The 16,796-nt window shown below is 45.4% G+C and carries 23 protein-coding genes; 9 read left to right on the plus strand and 14 right to left on the minus strand.

Annotated features, from left to right (window positions below):
* Positions 1 to 11: 11 nt before the first annotated feature.
* The 7 genes from HZS85_RS05330 to HZS85_RS05360 all read right to left on the minus strand — a co-directional run bounded on the left by HZS85_RS05330 (position 12) and on the right by HZS85_RS05360 (position 4,861).
* The gene (locus HZS85_RS05330; RefSeq protein ID WP_214854097.1) at positions 12 to 1,850 is read right to left on the minus strand and encodes a beta-glucoside-specific PTS transporter subunit IIABC; all 1,839 of its coding nucleotides are present in this window, start codon (positions 1,848 to 1,850) and stop codon (positions 12 to 14) included.
* 167 nt (positions 1,851 to 2,017) lie between these two features.
* Positions 2,018 to 2,860 carry a BglG family transcription antiterminator LicT gene (licT, locus tag HZS85_RS05335; protein WP_214854099.1) on the minus strand — a complete coding sequence of 281 codons (843 nt, stop codon included), beginning with the start codon at positions 2,858 to 2,860 and terminating at the stop codon, positions 2,018 to 2,020.
* Between the two features lie 177 nt (positions 2,861 to 3,037).
* Positions 3,038 to 3,391, minus strand: a complete 354-nt coding sequence (locus tag HZS85_RS05340; RefSeq protein ID WP_214854102.1) for a DUF2178 domain-containing protein — start codon at positions 3,389 to 3,391, stop codon at positions 3,038 to 3,040.
* Positions 3,388 to 3,603, minus strand: a complete 216-nt coding sequence (locus tag HZS85_RS05345) for a helix-turn-helix transcriptional regulator (RefSeq protein WP_058704700.1) — start codon at positions 3,601 to 3,603, stop codon at positions 3,388 to 3,390. Before HZS85_RS05345 ends, HZS85_RS05340 begins: the two co-directional genes overlap by 4 nt.
* A 56-nt stretch (positions 3,604 to 3,659) precedes the next feature.
* Positions 3,660 to 4,115, minus strand: coding sequence for a GNAT family N-acetyltransferase (locus tag HZS85_RS05350; RefSeq protein ID WP_251137849.1), 456 nt, complete (start codon positions 4,113 to 4,115; stop codon positions 3,660 to 3,662).
* Between the two features lie 16 nt (positions 4,116 to 4,131).
* On the minus strand, positions 4,132 to 4,476 hold the full coding sequence (locus HZS85_RS05355) for a DUF3147 family protein (RefSeq protein WP_251137850.1): 345 nt from the start codon (positions 4,474 to 4,476) through the stop codon (positions 4,132 to 4,134).
* Positions 4,457 to 4,861, minus strand: coding sequence for a MarR family winged helix-turn-helix transcriptional regulator (locus tag HZS85_RS05360; RefSeq protein WP_214854105.1), 405 nt, complete (start codon positions 4,859 to 4,861; stop codon positions 4,457 to 4,459). Before HZS85_RS05360 ends, HZS85_RS05355 begins: the two co-directional genes overlap by 20 nt.
* A 74-nt stretch (positions 4,862 to 4,935) precedes the next feature.
* Between HZS85_RS05360 and HZS85_RS05365 the strand changes: the two genes are divergently transcribed.
* Together HZS85_RS05365 and HZS85_RS05370 are read left to right on the plus strand one after the other, a co-directional pair.
* Positions 4,936 to 5,292, plus strand: coding sequence for a hypothetical protein (locus tag HZS85_RS05365; protein ID WP_214854108.1), 357 nt, complete (start codon positions 4,936 to 4,938; stop codon positions 5,290 to 5,292).
* A gap of 12 nt (positions 5,293 to 5,304) precedes the next feature.
* Positions 5,305 to 6,072 carry a nucleotidyltransferase domain-containing protein gene (locus tag HZS85_RS05370; RefSeq protein WP_214854111.1) on the plus strand — a complete coding sequence of 256 codons (768 nt, stop codon included), beginning with the start codon at positions 5,305 to 5,307 and terminating at the stop codon, positions 6,070 to 6,072.
* Here the strand turns inward: HZS85_RS05370 and HZS85_RS05375 are convergent.
* Positions 6,061 to 6,771 carry a class I SAM-dependent methyltransferase gene (locus HZS85_RS05375; protein WP_214854114.1) on the minus strand — a complete coding sequence of 237 codons (711 nt, stop codon included), beginning with the start codon at positions 6,769 to 6,771 and terminating at the stop codon, positions 6,061 to 6,063. The genes HZS85_RS05370 and HZS85_RS05375 overlap by 12 nt on opposite strands.
* 183 nt (positions 6,772 to 6,954) lie before the next feature.
* On the opposite strand from HZS85_RS05375, the gene HZS85_RS05380 reads away from it, so the two are divergent.
* Positions 6,955 to 7,590, plus strand: coding sequence for a homing endonuclease associated repeat-containing protein (locus tag HZS85_RS05380; protein WP_214854117.1), 636 nt, complete (start codon positions 6,955 to 6,957; stop codon positions 7,588 to 7,590).
* 48 nt (positions 7,591 to 7,638) lie between these two features.
* Here the strand turns inward: HZS85_RS05380 and HZS85_RS05385 are convergent, their stop codons facing one another.
* From HZS85_RS05385 to HZS85_RS05395, 3 genes are read right to left on the minus strand one after another with little or no spacing between them, the layout of a single operon-like run.
* The gene (locus HZS85_RS05385) at positions 7,639 to 8,049 is read right to left on the minus strand and encodes a DUF4362 domain-containing protein (RefSeq protein WP_214854119.1); all 411 of its coding nucleotides are present in this window, start codon (positions 8,047 to 8,049) and stop codon (positions 7,639 to 7,641) included.
* 17 nt (positions 8,050 to 8,066) lie between these two features.
* Positions 8,067 to 8,573: an SRPBCC family protein gene (locus HZS85_RS05390; protein WP_214854122.1), complete on the minus strand. Its 507-nt coding sequence runs from the start codon at positions 8,571 to 8,573 to the stop codon at positions 8,067 to 8,069.
* On the minus strand, positions 8,545 to 8,910 hold the full coding sequence (locus HZS85_RS05395) for an ArsR/SmtB family transcription factor (protein ID WP_214854125.1): 366 nt from the start codon (positions 8,908 to 8,910) through the stop codon (positions 8,545 to 8,547). Before HZS85_RS05395 ends, HZS85_RS05390 begins: the two co-directional genes overlap by 29 nt.
* Positions 8,911 to 9,046: 136 nt before the next feature.
* Between HZS85_RS05395 and HZS85_RS05400 the strand changes: the two genes are divergently transcribed.
* Positions 9,047 to 9,901, plus strand: coding sequence for a LysR family transcriptional regulator (locus tag HZS85_RS05400; protein ID WP_214854128.1), 855 nt, complete (start codon positions 9,047 to 9,049; stop codon positions 9,899 to 9,901).
* On the opposite strand, the gene HZS85_RS05405 is transcribed toward HZS85_RS05400, so the two are convergent.
* Positions 9,889 to 10,518, minus strand: a complete 630-nt coding sequence (locus HZS85_RS05405; protein WP_214854131.1) for a hypothetical protein — start codon at positions 10,516 to 10,518, stop codon at positions 9,889 to 9,891. The two genes, HZS85_RS05400 and HZS85_RS05405, sit on opposite strands and share 13 nt — an antisense overlap.
* Positions 10,519 to 10,636: 118 nt before the next feature.
* Between HZS85_RS05405 and HZS85_RS05410 the strand changes: the two genes are divergently transcribed.
* The gene (locus tag HZS85_RS05410; RefSeq protein ID WP_214854134.1) at positions 10,637 to 11,404 is read left to right on the plus strand and encodes an SDR family NAD(P)-dependent oxidoreductase; all 768 of its coding nucleotides are present in this window, start codon (positions 10,637 to 10,639) and stop codon (positions 11,402 to 11,404) included.
* A 63-nt stretch (positions 11,405 to 11,467) separates the two neighbouring features.
* Complete coding sequence (locus HZS85_RS05415) at positions 11,468 to 12,265, plus strand: SDR family NAD(P)-dependent oxidoreductase (RefSeq protein WP_214854137.1); 798 nt, start codon at positions 11,468 to 11,470, stop codon at positions 12,263 to 12,265.
* A gap of 36 nt (positions 12,266 to 12,301) precedes the next feature.
* On the opposite strand, the gene HZS85_RS05420 is transcribed toward HZS85_RS05415, so the two are convergent.
* Entirely contained in the window at positions 12,302 to 13,549 is a 1,248-nt protein-coding gene (locus HZS85_RS05420) for a polysaccharide deacetylase family protein (protein ID WP_214854140.1), read from the minus strand.
* Positions 13,550 to 13,743: 194 nt separating this feature from the next.
* On the opposite strand from HZS85_RS05420, the gene HZS85_RS05425 reads away from it, so the two are divergent.
* Both HZS85_RS05425 and HZS85_RS16750 read left to right on the plus strand, forming a co-directional pair.
* On the plus strand, positions 13,744 to 15,159 hold the full coding sequence (locus HZS85_RS05425) for an NAD-dependent succinate-semialdehyde dehydrogenase (protein ID WP_035407615.1): 1,416 nt from the start codon (positions 13,744 to 13,746) through the stop codon (positions 15,157 to 15,159).
* Between the two features lie 282 nt (positions 15,160 to 15,441).
* Complete coding sequence (locus HZS85_RS16750; protein WP_251137851.1) at positions 15,442 to 15,696, plus strand: NUDIX domain-containing protein; 255 nt, start codon at positions 15,442 to 15,444, stop codon at positions 15,694 to 15,696.
* Positions 15,697 to 15,787: 91 nt separating this feature from the next.
* Here HZS85_RS16750 and HZS85_RS05435 read toward each other — a convergent pair whose 3' ends face one another.
* The gene (locus HZS85_RS05435; RefSeq protein WP_214854143.1) at positions 15,788 to 16,207 is read right to left on the minus strand and encodes a carboxymuconolactone decarboxylase family protein; all 420 of its coding nucleotides are present in this window, start codon (positions 16,205 to 16,207) and stop codon (positions 15,788 to 15,790) included.
* A gap of 119 nt (positions 16,208 to 16,326) precedes the next feature.
* Here HZS85_RS05435 and HZS85_RS05440 point away from each other — a divergent pair, with 119 nt between their 5' ends.
* Positions 16,327 to 16,758: an Lrp/AsnC family transcriptional regulator gene (locus tag HZS85_RS05440; protein WP_214854146.1), complete on the plus strand. Its 432-nt coding sequence runs from the start codon at positions 16,327 to 16,329 to the stop codon at positions 16,756 to 16,758.
* Positions 16,759 to 16,796 lie beyond the last annotated feature (38 nt).

Raw genomic sequence — 16,796 nt, forward strand, 5'->3', positions numbered from 1 at the left:
CTCATCCTTTCTTATGCAAAAGCAGGTTTATTGTATTCACTTACTGAAATTTGATCCTGATCAATCGTAATTTGTCGTTCTTCTGATAAATTCGTGAAAATCACAGGTGTGATGATGTCATATCCTTCCGCTTGAATCGATTCAATATCAAAAGTGATTAATACATCTCCTGGTTCGATTTTCTGGTCTTGTGCGACGTGTAATTCAAAGTGAGTTCCATCTAAGCGTACCGTATCAATCCCAACATGAATGAGGATTTCCATCCCATTCTCTGATCGAATACCAATCGCATGCTTGCTTGCAAATATAGCAGTTACTTGACCTGATACTGGGGCGATTACTTTTCCTTCAGTTGGAACGACTGCGAAACCTTGTCCCATCGCTCCACTCGCAAATACACTATCAGAAACTTTTTCGAGAGAAACGATTTGACCTGAAACTGGGCTTGGAATCGTCATATCTGTTGATGCACGAACATTTTTTTCTGCTTCTTTTTCAATCGGATCATCTTCAAATCCAAGGATGTATGTTAAGACCATCGATAAAAAGAATGAGACACCGACACCAATTAACAACCCGTAAAATGCTGTCATACTATCGCCAATGAAGACGGGTAACGTCAATAATCCCGGAGGACCAGAAGCTACTGCTACACTTCCAAAATGCCCTACGATCCCTCCACCCACTGCTGCACTAATGACAGCTGCAATGAAAGGACGCTTTAAGCGTAAAGTGACTCCATATACGGCAGGTTCTGTAATACCGAATAACGCGGTAATTCCCGTAGAACCTGCTAATGTTTTTAACTTTTTATTTTTTGAACGAAGCATGACACCGAACGATGCTCCTGCCTGTGCAAAAATTGCTGGAGCAGTTGCCGGTTTGATATAGTCATATCCTTTAGTGGCAATGTTATTGATGAAAATCGGAACGACTCCCCAGTGAATACCGAAAATGACGAGGACTTGCCATACACCAGCAATGAACGCCCCTGCTAAAATTGGGTTAAATGCTAATACCTTTAGAATGAAGGCAGCAATCAAGTCGCCTGACGTGACACCGATTGGTCCAAACACGATTAACGTTAATGGAACGATTGTAATGAGAGCAATCAAAGGTGTAACAAAATTTTTAACACTCTCATGGACATGTCGATTGAAGAATTTTTCAACATAACTCATAACCCAAACGGCAAGAATGATTGGAATGACCGTAGATGTATATGACATCATCGTCACGGGTATACCGAAGAATGTCGTCGCGACTGCATCCGTCTTCAGTTGAATGATTGTTGGATAGATCAAAGCACCCGCTACTGTCATGGCAACAAATTGATTGGCACCAAACTTCCGCGCTGATGTAACCGCTAACAAAATAGGTAAAAAGTAAAAGAGACTATCCGCTGTAGCATTTAAGATGATATACGTTGTTTCAGTAGGAATTAACCAACCTGCATTCGTCGCAATCGCAAGTAAACCCTTTAAGATACCAGCTCCCGCCATGACACCAAGCAATGGCGTAAAAATACTTGAAATAATATCGATTGCTCGACCAAAAATGTTTCCTTTTTCATTTGTCTTACTAGTTTCTGTCGACTCCTCCATCAGCTTTGTTTGTTTTCCAATTGCTTGATATACCTCAGGTACTGTATTTCCGACAACGACCTGAAACTGCCCTCCGCTCTCTTTTACAGCAATGACACCTTCTAATTTTTCAAGTTTTAATTTATCTGCCTTTGCTTTGTCTTTAAGTACGAAACGTAGTCGGGTCGCGCAATGAACAAGTGAACTAACATTTTGTTCGCCTCCGACAGATTCAATGATTTCTTTTGCCAATTGATCGTATTTCATAAGACACCTCCATAGTTGATAGACACAAAAAGAAACCCAGATGAGAACAAGTTACGTATTTCATAGAAATACGCATTGCTTCACCTAGGTTTCGCCTGCTTGACCAGTAACAATCCTATTAGATAAATATATATTTATTAACCATATAATAACAATACATTAATATGTCAATCTTTCTTTTTTTCTTTAATCAATCTTGTAATATGAACCGTTAGGTATAATTTCTCTTCATCCGTCAACCGATAATCATACTTTCTCTGAATAAAGGAACCGATTTTTTCAGTGCAGACATAGGATTTTGGATATTGCATTTTCACTAGATCAAAAAGTGCACTCTCATCTCCTTCGTATTCAGTACGTGTCACGAGTCGTTGCGCAAAAAATTTTAAATGAGTAACAAAACGATGATAAGCGAGAGCATTCTCATCCCATTCTAGTGCAAAGTGATATTTTACAAGATTCAATACTTCTTGAATGACTTTTGTCATTGAAACGATGTTCGGCATTTCTTCATTTAATTCAGCATTCACGATATGAAGCGCTATATAGGCTGCTTCGTCTTCAGGTAGTACGATATTAAATTTTTCTTCAACCAGTTCAAGCGCTTGCAAACCAACATTAAACTCATCTTGGTATAAACGTTTAATCTCCCAAAGCAATACATTTTTGATCTCTAAACCTTTTTCATGACGTTCAAATGCAAAATGTAAATGGTCGGCAAGAGCGATATAGACAAGTTCATTGAGTTTTTTTCCAAGCGTCAATTTAGCAATCGTTACGATATCATCAGTCAAGACGATGATTTCTTCAGGAATTTCTTGAAGTAGTAATTTAAATCGTTCATGATTGCCAGCATCATCGAGATAAAAGACTTTTTCAACATCAGAGGCTAATATCGTCTGCCCTGAATTCCGTTTAAACCCGATTCCCTTCCCCATGACGACTCGCTCACGCCCTGCTTCGTCAAATACACTGATGACATTGTTGTTGAAAATTTGGTGAATGATCATCGGTGACCTCCTTTCAAATCAGCAAAAATAGAAAAACCCAAATCAAACGTCACTCACGGTTCCAGTGATCGCTGATTTGGGTTTCGCCTGCTTGACCAGTAACAATCCCTATTCCATTACATTCTATACCATTGTTGATAACGGTTACAAGTAGCATTTTTATAAACATTCACTTCTTCACATCTTTCGATTCACGTACAGCAATACAAGAGGAAAGAATAAAAGTTGTCCTCCCAATGCCAGCAACAGAGCAAATTGAATGTCTTGAATGATCGACAGATTGACGAGTAGCAAGATTAAGAAAAGATATCCGATACTTACGAGATAAGCGATATGTCCACTACGAATTTTAATCGTTCCTTGGCGCTCATCATACGGTTCCGTTGGCGAGAAAACCGCTCCTGTGATACGTGACGTGATGCCAGCTAAAACGAGGATGATTCCGAGTGTTTTAGCCGCCGGATCTGTCATCGTTAAGTACAGACCTACTCCAATTAAAATGATGTCTAGTAACACATTGACTCGCTTCATTCTGTTCCCTCCTCGTTCATTCGATTCGGTGTAAAGATGTCTTCGATGCGCCGTTCAAACAGATCAGCTAGTGAAAACGCGAGGTCGAGTGACGGATTATACCGTTCTTTTTCGATGGAAATGACTGTCTGACGCGACACGTTCAATCGTTTTGCCAGTTCGCCTTGCGACCAACCTCGTTCTTCGCGCATCTCCTTCACCTTATTTTTCATGATTTCACCTCGTAATCCCACTATATGTAAATAACATACTACCTGTCAAGTTTCCTTTACATCCTCTTCATGCGCTCCCACATGATATACCGATCGTCTCTCCCGACCTGAATCAATCCCGCTTTTTCGAGTACTCGGATTGATGATTGATTCGTCGACTCCGTCTTCGCAAGTATCCCTGTCACTTCCGTTTGTTCAAACGCCCATTCAATCAATGCTTGAACTGCTTCCGTCGCAAACCCTTGATTGAGATACGCTGGTAACAGACCATAACCGATTTCGACCGCTTGACGTATGTCCGGCTTCCCCTTGAATCCGATATCCCCGATTACTTGACCATCCTTTTTCATGACGAGCCAGCTGCCCCTGTATAATAGCGAGGGATCTGACGCTATTGACATCAAATGATGCTGAACTTCCGGTCCGTTATCGTAGTGCTGTTGTTGTAAACGTGTCACGTCATTCGCTGTACATGGATAAATCATCAATCGCTTTGTTCGAAGGGTTATCATTACTTTGTCTCCTTTTTTAGGTTTGCCACCACTGTTGTAGGTAACGTTGGATATACCAACAAACGATGAAAAGACTTGTTGCACCGAGTACACTGTAAAAAACAGGAATACCTAAGCGGATCAATCCATATAAGACGGCAAGCAATAAGAACGTCGCTGGTAATCCGAGTAACACACTCTCTAAGAATGTACTCAGTTCTGCCCGTTCACTTCCCTGTTTAACGAGCCAGGCAAAGCTGATCAGACTGACGACGGGCAACGCGGACAACACGCCCCCCAGTGACGGTGAACGCCGGGCGACTTCCGTGACGAGACCGATGACCAGTGCGCTCGACAGCACCTTAACGAGAAAAGCAGTCATCTGCTGCCTCCCGCAACAATCGAAACGCCTGTTCAATCGCCTGTCGGTCTGTTTTTGACATCGTAGCAAGGACTTGATTCAACCGCTTGGGATCGAGTTCCGTATGACGACGAACGATTGTATCCCCCAAGTCTGTCAAACCAATCGTCACTTGGCGTTGGTCTTCTGGATTTCGTTTTTTTTCGATATAGCCTAATCCCTCCAACTTTTTGACGTGCTCAGACGTCGTATTATGTGAGAGGCGAAATGCCTCGGCAATCTGTTTGATCGTCGGATTCGTCGCAAATTGAATGTATTGCAAAATGCGCACACTTTGGTGAGACAGGTTTTCCTCGAACCGTGGATGTAGTTGATAATAGATTTTTGCAAAATCAGATGAAATCATAATGCTCCCCCTTATATCGTATAATCCGAATATATCGTAAATTACGATATATAACCAGAGAAAGAGGTATTTTCATGAAAAAAGTGTTAGCTACTATCGTATTGGTCATTCTTTGTCTCAGTGGATGCTTAGCGGAGACGACGATGACAACGGTGGACCTCATCGCGGCGGAAGCCATTGAACAAGCTCAAGACGTCATCCGCTTGAACGATCGCGTGTATCGACTAGATCAGGTCGTAACCGTCTCGAGTCTTTCTTTGACTCCCGGACCACGTATCCAAAAAATAACATCCGAAAAGACGCTCAAGGACGGCATGGCAACTCGTCTTCAGAGCGGTACGGTCATCTATCAAGAAAAAGATGATACGATGTTTTTATATGTACAGCGAAACAAGAAGTGGTATCGCTATCAATCCATCCCTGAAGGATGAGGAGGAAAACAGATGCAGTATCCAACGACATTGGGCACGAAAAATGGCTACATCCACAATCCAACTTCCGCTGAAGCGATTCCTGTCCGTTATCGTGCCGTGATTCAGGACGTCGTCGCCTATGTACAAACCTTATCTGCGTTTCATGGCGTGTACTTGTATGGCAGCGTCGCCAAAGGAACGGCGCGTCCCTTTGAATCCGACCTCGATTTTACACTGATTTTGACAGAACCGTTGACGGAAGAAAAACACATGCAGTTAGATAAACGGACGGAACACTGGTTGACGGACTATCCCTTCGTCACCAAAATCGATTATGACATCGGTCTGCTTGGCGACGTCATACGGGATGACGAAGCACTTCGCTGGGGCGTCTGGTTGAAATCCGTCAACTTGTTTTTGGCAGGCGAAAATCTCCAATCTCGATTTCCGTATCTCCGTCCGACACGTGCTCTTGGCTTCGCATTAAACAGTGGGCTATCCGAGCAGTTGAGGTCTGATCTATCACGTCTAGAGAAAGGGCAAGTCACCTTGCTTGATTCGGATTCGATCGTGAAGCGGATCGTTCGGAGTGCCTATCATTTCCTCTTAGAAGACGATCAAAGCTTCGTGCATGACTTAGAGACACTCCGCTCGATCCTGTTTCATTATTTTCCTGACGAACCGCGCTTTTTAACGTTGTTCGCCGCTTACGATACACACCAAATCGTCTCGCTAGAAGATGTCCGTTACTTTGTGGACTGGTTCACGTCTCGAATGCCGGACGAATCAATCCTTTAATCGAAACAAACCGGTCCACAGTCCAGCATGACCAAATAATGCCTCTGGATTGTCGACGGGTTTCATTTCCGTTAGTTCGATGACGTCGAATGCATCGAATATGGAGAGTAATCGCTCTTTCGTATAGCCGAGTCCGCCTTGGAGACTATTTTCTTGATAGACTTCCCAGTCAGTCAACGTCGCCCCGCCAAGCGGACCGCCCGCAACAAAACACGTTAATCCGAAATATCCTCCTGGTCGCAACATCTCCTTCATTCGCGTCACGTAGGTCAAACGTCGATGTGGCGCCATATGGTGAAAACAGCCTGAATCGTAAATGAAATCATATGTATTCTGTTCTGTCGTCTCTAAAAAATCTTGCTTTCGAAACGCAACGTGTGCTCCAGTCTGTTGTGCTTGTTCCGTTGCCCATTCTAATGCGGTTGCTGAAAGATCCAGTCCCGTCACCGAGAAATCGTGTGTTGCGAGATAGATCGCATTTCGCCCCGGTCCTGTTCCGAGATCTAGTGCTTCACCTGGCGAGATCCAGCCCTGTTCGACGTAGCGAACTAAGTTCTCGTCCGGAATGTTCTTAAAAAACGGGACCGGTTTCGTCCGATCTTCATAAAACTTGTCCCAAAACGGGTCTGGTTCACGAAATCGCGCATCAAGCATCTTTAAAATATCCTCCATCGTATCAATCGTTTGTGTTTCGTTCATTCATCGTTTCCCCCTCTTTTCTTCTATAATATTGCATTCGTGTTCCACCTCTTATTTTCCTGTATTTCTCGGATGAAAATGCTCTATTTTTCTTACCTTACGATATTGTTAGTATGTTCTCGCAATCGCCCATGCTACACTAGCCTTTAATTGAAACAACCATTCAAAAGGGAGATATCTTGCATGCGTCAACATCCGACTTCCACTTCCACCTTAGCAACGGATGAGAAGATCATCCGCTTGATTCAAGGTCTTCATCAAATGCACCATTCACCTATGAAAGCTACCCATTATCAAAAGTTAGCAGCTCAACTTCCTTACCCTTCGCTTGAAGAAATCAACGCCCGATTCGGTTCGTGGGCACACCTGTTAGAACGAGCTGGAATCGTCAAGGCTTCCCATTTATCGACGAAAGAACGCATGACGCTGAACCGTCCCGCTGCGGTCAAGCGAACGAAGCGGTGGTCGATCGAAGAAAGCGTTGCTTTTTATGTCGCACAAAAAGGAACGAACATGACGATTCGCTCCTACACGGAATTGCGGGATCTAAACCCCGAGATGCTGAGTGCGAATACGATCATTCGTCGGTTCGGCACTTGGAAAAAGGCCTTGGCACACTTCGATCTCACCTCGAACGGCTTCTTCACCGATCAAGACTGCTTAGACGCTCTTCAACAAGCTGCAGCCACACATGGACCGCTTCTGACGAGCCAACAATATGCCAAGTGGGCGCGTGCGCACCAAGCACCTTCACTAACGTTGTTGATTGAACGCTTCTCCAGTTGGCGCGAAGCCTTGCGTCGTCTCGACATCGAATAAAAAGGATCGTGCCCGCTGATTGATTCGACGGGACACGATCCTTTTTGATTATTGTGTTAGCAATCGTAAGAGCTCATGATCCGCCCCTTCAGCGCATTGGCGTAACGTATAGACCGACTGTTCCTTCTCGCTTGTCTTGACGAGTCTCTTACAGACTTCGTTTTTACGATCATCGTCTGTTGTACCGAACTGATCACGCGATGAATCGGACGTGTAGTGATACGACTTACCATCATACTTGACGTCATACAACACCGGGTCGCCTTCAGTCGTAAACGCCGTGATGCGAATCTGATCTGATTTCCCTTGCGTTGAGTTCTTCAAAAAGGACTCGAATCGGTCGCTGTTCGTAACATCCTTCTGGACGATGATATCGCCGTTCTCCTTCGCCTCTTCCATCGTATACTTTCCGCAACCGGCTAAACAAAGCAGACATACTATAAGACTGAGCTTCCGCATCCCTCACCGACTCCTTCTCACTGTTTCACTAATAGACGATCGAGGCGATACAGTTGCGACGTAAAGCCCTCCTTCATCCCCATACCGAGCACTTCTTGCACGGCTGCTTCTGTCTCATAGGTCGACTCGAAGACGATCAACGTCGTCTCCCCGTGGTCGAGAAATGTCGTGACATTCTCGCTTCCTGGTAAATGTTCAGAGATCGCTCCTGACGCGTCCGAGAAATAATCGGCATGACTATACGTGTTCGGAGCATCGATGTGTCTGAAAATCGCTTTCCCCCACGACTCCATGCCGTAGAAGTCACCTTGCGCCGGATCAATACAGCGCATGCAATAATGCCACACACCACCTGGTTGAAACTCAAACGTCTCGATCGTCGTCTCCCAGCCTTCCGGTCCCCACCACGCTTCAAGCTGCTCTTTTTCCGTGAATGCGGCAAAGACGCTATCTCGCGGCGCCTCACACGACCATTCCATTCGTAGCGTCTTCCCCTCAATCGAAGTCTTCAATTCCTTTTTCATTCGTCCCGTCTCCCTTCACGTTCGACTGAATCTGCTTCAAATGTGCGTCTAGACGATGCATGCGGGCTTCCATTTGTGCAAGCGAGTTGCTCCACATGACGAGCTCTCGAAACGCTTCTGGACGAAGGCTATACAAGCGACGATTCGCCTGCCGTTCGACAGTGATTAGTTCCGCGTCGAGCAACAGCTTCAAATGCTTCGAGGTTTGCGGTTGGCGTAAGTGTAGTTGTTCAGCTAACTCATTGACGGAGCGAGGACCGTTTCGTAACGCTTCGATGAGTTGAATCCGTGTCGCGTCTCCGAGAGCTGAGAATCGTATTGGTATCCGATCATTCATATCCGTTCACCTCTTTATTTTATATATTCCCAATTTAGAATATTCCAAACTAAGAATATAAAAAATGCAAAATGATTGTCAGATGCGTTCAAATGACGTACGTTCTAAACAACCTGTATGAAAAGAGCGTGAACCAATGAAGACCGAATGGATGGAAGCATTCCTCGTCACCGCGGAGACCGGCAGCCTGACGAAAGCAAGCGAAGTACTGCATATGACGCAACCGGCGTTAAGTAAACAAATCAAAAGTCTTGAGAGTGCACTCGACGTCTCGCTGTTACACCGTTCGGCACATGGTGTCACGTTGACGACAGCTGGCGAAATTGTCTTTGAAGAGAGTCGCGAACTGCTTGACCGGATCGATCAGATGAAACGGCGGATCGGTACGATCGACGAACGAACGACCCTGACGCTCGGATCATGGCCAAGCGTCGCGATGACGTATCTCCCCCGACATGTTTCACGACAAGCGACGGCACCGGATCTCAAATTAAAGACGGCGCATACGACGATCGATTTGATGCAAGGTCTTGAAGAACGCCGATATGATGCTGTCTTACTCGACGATCGTCACCATGTCCATCCTTATCATACGACCCATTTGTATACGGAGAACTTTTTGCTTTACGTCCATAAAGACGACGAACGATTCACAGGCTGTGCGTCTGTAGCGTTTGATCAAATTCGTGACGCCTCTTTCTTATCGCTTCCGATCGATTGCGATTCGACGAACATCCTAAAGGACGCGTTCATCGAGCGAGGTGCCGTCTACCAAGCAGAAAACGAGATGGAATTCGGATCGAGCGTCCTCGGTTTCATCCGTGCAGGACTTGGTATCGCTCTATTGCCGGAGATTTTCCAAGATGGACTGTCACCTGAAATCAAGACGTTACCGGTCGACGGGTTTGATGTCGTCCGCGAATTGTCACTCGTCTCACGAGACGCCTCCCATCATGCGATCCTGCTTGATTTACTCGGTCAGTCGCGCTGAAGGTGCACTTGTAGTTCATGTCTTAGATCATCGACCTGATCTTGTGAAATCGCCGAGTCCGGTGTCTCACCGTACCGGACGAGATGATAGATTGATGGATCGAGCGTGACATCAATCCGCTGTAACCATTCGCCGACCGTCTCTTCGGAGCGGCGGCGTTTTTGTCGTGTCAGTTGCCGATCGAACGTTTGTAACAGACGGCGAATCTCTGACTCTGATTCTTCACCAACAAGTGTTTGTCGTATCGAACGATTTGGGGAAAACACCGGCGGCGGCTCCATTAAATCGTCGATTACAGCCTCTCGTCTGCGTCGTTTTCGCAAATACTTCAAGAAGTAACGTACACTGAAGATGACAATCAGTAGTATGACAAGACCGACGACACCGTAAAAGGTAACAACTCCTAATGCATCCTTATCCGCAAATCCCCCGCTTTGGATGTCCATTTTTTGCTTGGTCGGTTTTCCTTCTTCCTTTCCGCCTCCATCAACCATAAATCGGGCTTGATAGGTTGCCGGATCATAAAAGAAATAACGATAGACTTCTGTACCGACTAGTTGAATCGTAGCAAGGCTCACGAGTGATATACATAATGTCACAACTAAACCACGCTTCATCCCATCCCTCCTTTTCAATATTTTACCATCTCCACTCTAGCTCGGAGTGATTTTTCTTTCTTTTCAGTCAATTTTTCATTAGAGTAAGTGATGACTCTCAATAAAAGGACGTGACATCATGTATCTTCCAAGTTTTTCGTTAACCGATCAGACATTTCTCATCACAGGAGCTGGTCGAGGCATCGGACGTGCGCTCGCCATCGGAATGGCAGAAGCAGGTGCCGACATCATTCTCGTCGCCCGGACGGAACGGGATTTGAAGGAGACGGCACAAGAAATCGAACGACTCGGTCGAACGGCTTACATCTTCCCGTGCGACATCACTGACCGGAAACAAGTCTTCGAGACGGTAGCTCGTGCCTACGAACAAGTACCGCAGATTGATGGGCTCGTCAACAACGCTGGAATGAATATTCGCTCGAAGGCACTCGATGTAACGGAAGAAGAATGGGAAACGATCCAACAGACGAATCTGAAATCCGCCTTCTTCTTTGCTCAAGAAATTGGGAAACGGATGCAGGAGACAGGTGGAAGCATTCTGAACATCGCCTCGGTTGCTGGTCACGTCGCCTTACGGACCGGCGTCGTGTATGCGACGACGAAAGCGGCAATGATTCAGATGACGAAAGTACTTGCGCTTGAATGGGGACCACAAAACATTCGTGTCAATGCGATCGGACCGTGGTATTTTAAGACACCATTAACGGAACCATTGCTGAAAGATCCTACATACCTGCAAGAGATCGTTGACGTGACACCGCTCGGTCGGGTCGGTGAATTAGAAGAACTGGTTGGACCAGCTGTCTTCTTATCGTCTGCTGCAGCCCGTTACGTGACCGGGCAAACGCTTTATGTCGATGGTGGGATGACGATTAAAGGTTTTTAAAGACAGAAGAAGACGGATGCGCATCTGCCCATCCGTATTCTCGTATCTGAAAGGAGTTTCATCATGTCAAAACGGATTGCACTCGTCGCTGACGCCTCGCGTGGTGCCGGACGTGGCATCGCTTATGCCTTGGGTGATGCTGGAACGATCGTCTACGTCACGGGACGGAGTACTAATGAACAGACAACGGACAACCGTAGAGAGACGATCGAAGAGACAGCTGCTGGTGTCACAGCACGCGGCGGACTTGGCATTCTCGTCGTTTGTGACCATAAGAATCAAATGGACATCGATCGTCTGATTCAGCAGATTCAGCACCAACATGGTCGAATCGATCTCCTCGTCAATTGTGTGTTCGGTGGTTCGAAAAGCCACTTACCGTCTGGAACTGGACGACGGTTTTGGGAGCGACCACCGGAACATTGGGACGCGATGATGTCTGCCGGACCAAAAGCGTATTTGTGGACGATTCGGGCTGCGATGCCCTTGCTACAACAAAGTCCAGCTGCGCTCGTCATCAATTTGACGTCATTCACTCCAGATCAGGTGGCCGGAAACCTCTATTATGATTTGGCGATGCAAACGATTAATCGAATGACACACGTCATGGCGCAGGAGTTAGCTCAGACGACCATTTCTGTCATCGCGCTCTGCCCCGGTTTCATGCGAACGGAACGAGTCGTTGATGCTGGTTTCGCGAGTGCTGCGACTGAATCGACGACTTATATCGGACGAGCCGTTACAGCGCTGATGGCGGATGACGCCGTTAGCCATTATTCTGGACAAGCCGTCTTCGTTGCCGATCTCGCGAAGACGTATCAATTTACAGATCAGGACGGGACGCAGCCACTACCGTTTTAATTGCTTTACTCGATGGATTAACTAGTTTTCAATCACTCACTTCCGTTCCGGTCGCGCTGGATCAAAGACCTTTTTCGCATCAAAGAATGGATCGAGGACACTCGTCTTTCCAGCAACGGCTTGACGTAAACGAATCCCATCAACGTTGATTCGAGCTTGGCGGAAGTAGTCGGGTCCAACTTGTTTCCACGCATGTTGACTCGCATCCACATTGAAGAAATAACGGAACCCACTATCGATGAGCAAACGATATTTCTCACCCGAATAATCGTGCCAATCCCCGACATCACTGCCGTACGGATAAATCAATTGCGTCGTTTTTCCGATCAGCGGTGCAACGTCCTGTTTGTAGCGTTTAAGATCAGCGCGAATCGTCGTGACTGATTCTTTCCCGACCCAAATATGTCCGTACGTATGACTCGCGAACTGCCAGCCGTCCTGTTTTAATGCGACGGCGGTCTGTTTCGCTTGTTTTCGAGCCGTTTCAACCTGTTTAATATGTCCGTATTGATTGTAAGAAGAACGATACCCGAGTACCCCGTTGTAACCTGTGATACCGAGCAACCCTTTTGCTCCTTTATATGAAAAGTCAGGATGAGACTGGACGAACGCATCGACGAGCGGTACGAGATCATAAGCACCATCCGGCTTTCCGACCATCTCGTTGACGATTTTACCATCCTTTACTTTTAAATTCTTCGCAAATCCATCCCCTTCCATGTATTCATAATAATTGACGTCGTCCTGAGAAAGAACGAGCGGTTGTTTTCCTTTTGGTAAACGGACGGGTGTCTCGACGATCTTGCCGTTCATCTCTTTTGCTAAATCCGTCGGTCGAATGAGTACGTAATCGTTTTTGTATAACGCATCTAAGATTCGTTCGAACTCCTGTTGCGTCACCATGTAATCATCGTATCCTGCTTCCTTCCGGTCGCCGTCAAATGCTCGTTTTGGATCGGCAATCAATGAATGGAAAAAGAGATGCGGCACAGGTTTCGTCACAGGCAGGAGCGCCTGCTTTTTCTGTTCGTATTCTTTCGTTCTTTGTATCGTCTCTTTTGTGCGTACAGGTTTTAATACCTTGATTGCTCGCTCATAATCGTACTGGGCAGCGTAACGCCCGGCACGCTGTATCGTCTTTTCTATGTATGCTTGCTGAGTAGCTTGCCTTTTTTGTTCAGTTTCTCGTGGTTTTTCAGACTTTTTCTCGGCGACTTCGCTTCCCCCACATCCACTTAGTAGAAGGCTCATCGTCATACCGCCAATGATCCAGTTCCGTTTCATTTCTTTCGACCCCTTTATCAATTTTGACATTTTGATTCCCCATATATTGTATCTGTTCCCGATTATTCAGTCGATTAACTATTTTGTTGAGTCATTCCGTTTCGTTATGACAGTCCATCCAAAGCGGAACTTCCGTTCACTCGTCTTGAGGTGTTTAATAAAGAACGTAACGAAATTCACGGAGGTGCAACAAGATGATTGAAAAGAACTTAATTAATGGGGAATGGTACGATAAGTCAGAAACGATTCCGGTCTATGACCCAGCAACGAAAGCATTGCTCGGACATGTTCCGGCAAGTTCAGCGGAAGACGCACAACGTTCCGTTGATGCAGCGAGCGAAGCATTCGTGAAGTGGTCAAACGAAACCGCAGACATACGTGCGAATTTAGTCGACGCCTGGTATCGCTTGATCAATGAACACCGCGAGGAACTCGCCCGAATCATGACGACGGAACAAGGGAAACCGTATGTCGAAGCGCTCGGTGAAGTCGATTACGGCAATCAATATGTCCGTTGGTACGCTGAAGAAGCACGTCGGATTTACGGTGAAACGATTCCGGCTTCCGTTCCAGGAAAGCGACTGTTCGTCGAAAAAGAACCGGTTGGTGTCGTTGCAGCAATCACACCGTGGAACTTCCCGGCAGCGATGATCACACGTAAACTCGCACCGGCTCTTGCAGCGGGTTGTACGATCGTCCTTAAACCATCGGAAGAGACACCGTTTACGGCACTTCGCCTCGTTGAACTAGCAGAAGAAGCAGGTATCCCCAAAGGTGTCATCAACGTGCTAACAGGTGATGCAGCAACCATTAGTGGCGTCTGGCAAGCAGATTCCCGTGTTCGCAAAATCACGTTCACAGGTTCAACAGCCGTCGGGAAATTGATCATGCGCCAAGCAGCCGATACGATGAAAAAATTGTCACTTGAACTCGGTGGTCATGCGCCATTCATCGTCACTGAAAACGCAGATCTCGACAAAGCCGTCGAAGGTGCGATGCGCTCGAAATTCCGCAACGGTGGTCAAGCGTGTGTCGCAACGAATCGTTTCTACGTGCAAGCATCGGTTCTTGACGCATTCACAGAAAAGTTCACAGCTGCCGTCAAACAATTACAAGTCGGTAACGGCATGGACGCTGATTCGACAGTCGGTCCATTAATCAATGCGAAAGCCGTCGCAAAAGTCAAAGCACACATCGATGACGCTGTCGCAAAAGGAGCAACCATCCTGACTGGTGGTACGATTGACGAATCCGTCGGCTACTTCGTCACTCCAACCGTGCTTGCGAATGTCACTGAAGATATGCTCTGCATGCAGGAAGAGACGTTTGGTCCGCTCGCACCGATCTCTGTCTTTGAGACGCTTGATGAAGTCATCGAACGGGCGAACAACACACCATACGGACTGGCAGCTTACGCGTTTTCTGAACGCATCGATGAAGCATTGATGCTCGGAAAACGACTCGAATACGGGATTGTCGGTCTGAACGATGGCGCACCATCTGCTGCACAAGCTCCATTTGGTGGCTATAAAGAGAGTGGCCTTGGTCGTGAAGGTGGCGTCTACGGCATCGAAGATTATCTCGAAGTCAAATACTTGTCGCTCGGTTAATCCATCAGACATTTCGTTTGAAACGAACGATCTTTATTCAAAGGTCACCCCTCATTTCTTGAGTGAAATGAGGGGTTTTTATATGACGCATGCTTCCATACCAATTTGTAAGGTATGATTGAATTCAAATGATTATACGAAAAGGAGTGATTAAACAATGGATGTTATCACTTTCGGGCAGAGAGAACAGAACCAACACTACATCACGAGACCTGCTGTTTATGCGGTCATGCGTGACTCTCAAACAGGTAAAATCGCCGTCATTCAAAAAGGGACGGTAAGTTGTTTCTTCCAGGTGGCGGTATCGAGGACTATGAGTCGCATGAAGACTGTCTTAAAAGAGAGGTAGTAGAAGAAACAGGGATGGACGTCGAAATCGTTGATTTCATCGGACGAGCCAATCAACATTTCTATTCACAAAATGAAACGGCATATTATTTGAACGAAGGGCAGTTCTATCGTTGCAATGCTGGGCAGAAAGTACAAGATCCGATCGAGGATGATCATGTCTTACAATGGATGGATCGATCCGGCTGATGCAATCAAACATCTATTTCATGAACATCAAAGATGGGCTGTTCAGAATGCACTAAAGAAAAAATATGAAAGTGTGTAGAAAAAAGTAAAATCAGGGACTATCAATTGGCTGTAAATTCATGATAGCTCCGTAGTATTGAGATGCTGTACAAAACGTAATGAACGCACATAACTCGCTGATTTCTGGAATAGTAAATGTTTCATTCATGAGTAAAAATATTGAATCAGGGATATTTCCTTTCACCTTTAAAAAAAGATCTGCAAATCCAGTTGCTAAAATCATTTTCTCATCCATCATGTTTTTCTTTGGCTTTCCCTTTGCCTTGCAATATGCACATCCATTTGATTGTGCTAATGTTCTTCTAACTTGTTCTTTCACATCCAAACTTAAGGTTCCCTCTTCAATCAAATCTTTTTCTAACCTTGTCCAACTGGATAAGATTTTAGGGTTATGACCTAGTAATTTTTGAAATGGTGTTTCTCCTATTTGGGATAAAGGTATTTTTGTCATTTTATTCACTCCTTCTACAATAATTTTATATAATGATTAAAAATTATCACATTTCATTTGAAACAAATATCGAACTAATACTTTATATCCAATAACTTATTTTGAAGGAGGATTTACATTTGAAAATCGATATGATTGATCGACAAATATTAAATGAACTGGCTCAAGATAGTCGACTGTCGATGCGTTCATTAGCTAAACGAATTAATTTATCAGCTCCTTCAGTAACAGAAAGAGTCCGCCAAATGGAATCTTATGGACTCATAAAACGATATGGTTTAACAATAAATTACGAAAAGTTAGGTTCCCCTATTGAATGCTTAGTAGAAGCAAGCATTAAAGAAGGGCGCTATGATAGATTCAAAAAGTACATACAGCAACTTTCGAACGTTGACTTTTGCTATCGAATTTCTGGTGATTCTTGCTTCATGCTAAAGTTACATTTCCAAACGTTCCAAGAGGCGGAATTTTTTATTGAACAAATCCATCCATATGCCCATACGGTTACTCGCTTTATTTTTTCAGAAGTAGATACTCGTGTCACTTTATAAAAAAAGACAAGAAGAGCATTCAAAGATTGCTCTTCTTG

Origin of the sequence: Exiguobacterium sp. s130 (genome assembly GCF_018619055.1) — a bacterium.
Classification (GTDB): domain Bacteria; phylum Bacillota; class Bacilli; order Exiguobacteriales; family Exiguobacteriaceae; genus Exiguobacterium_A.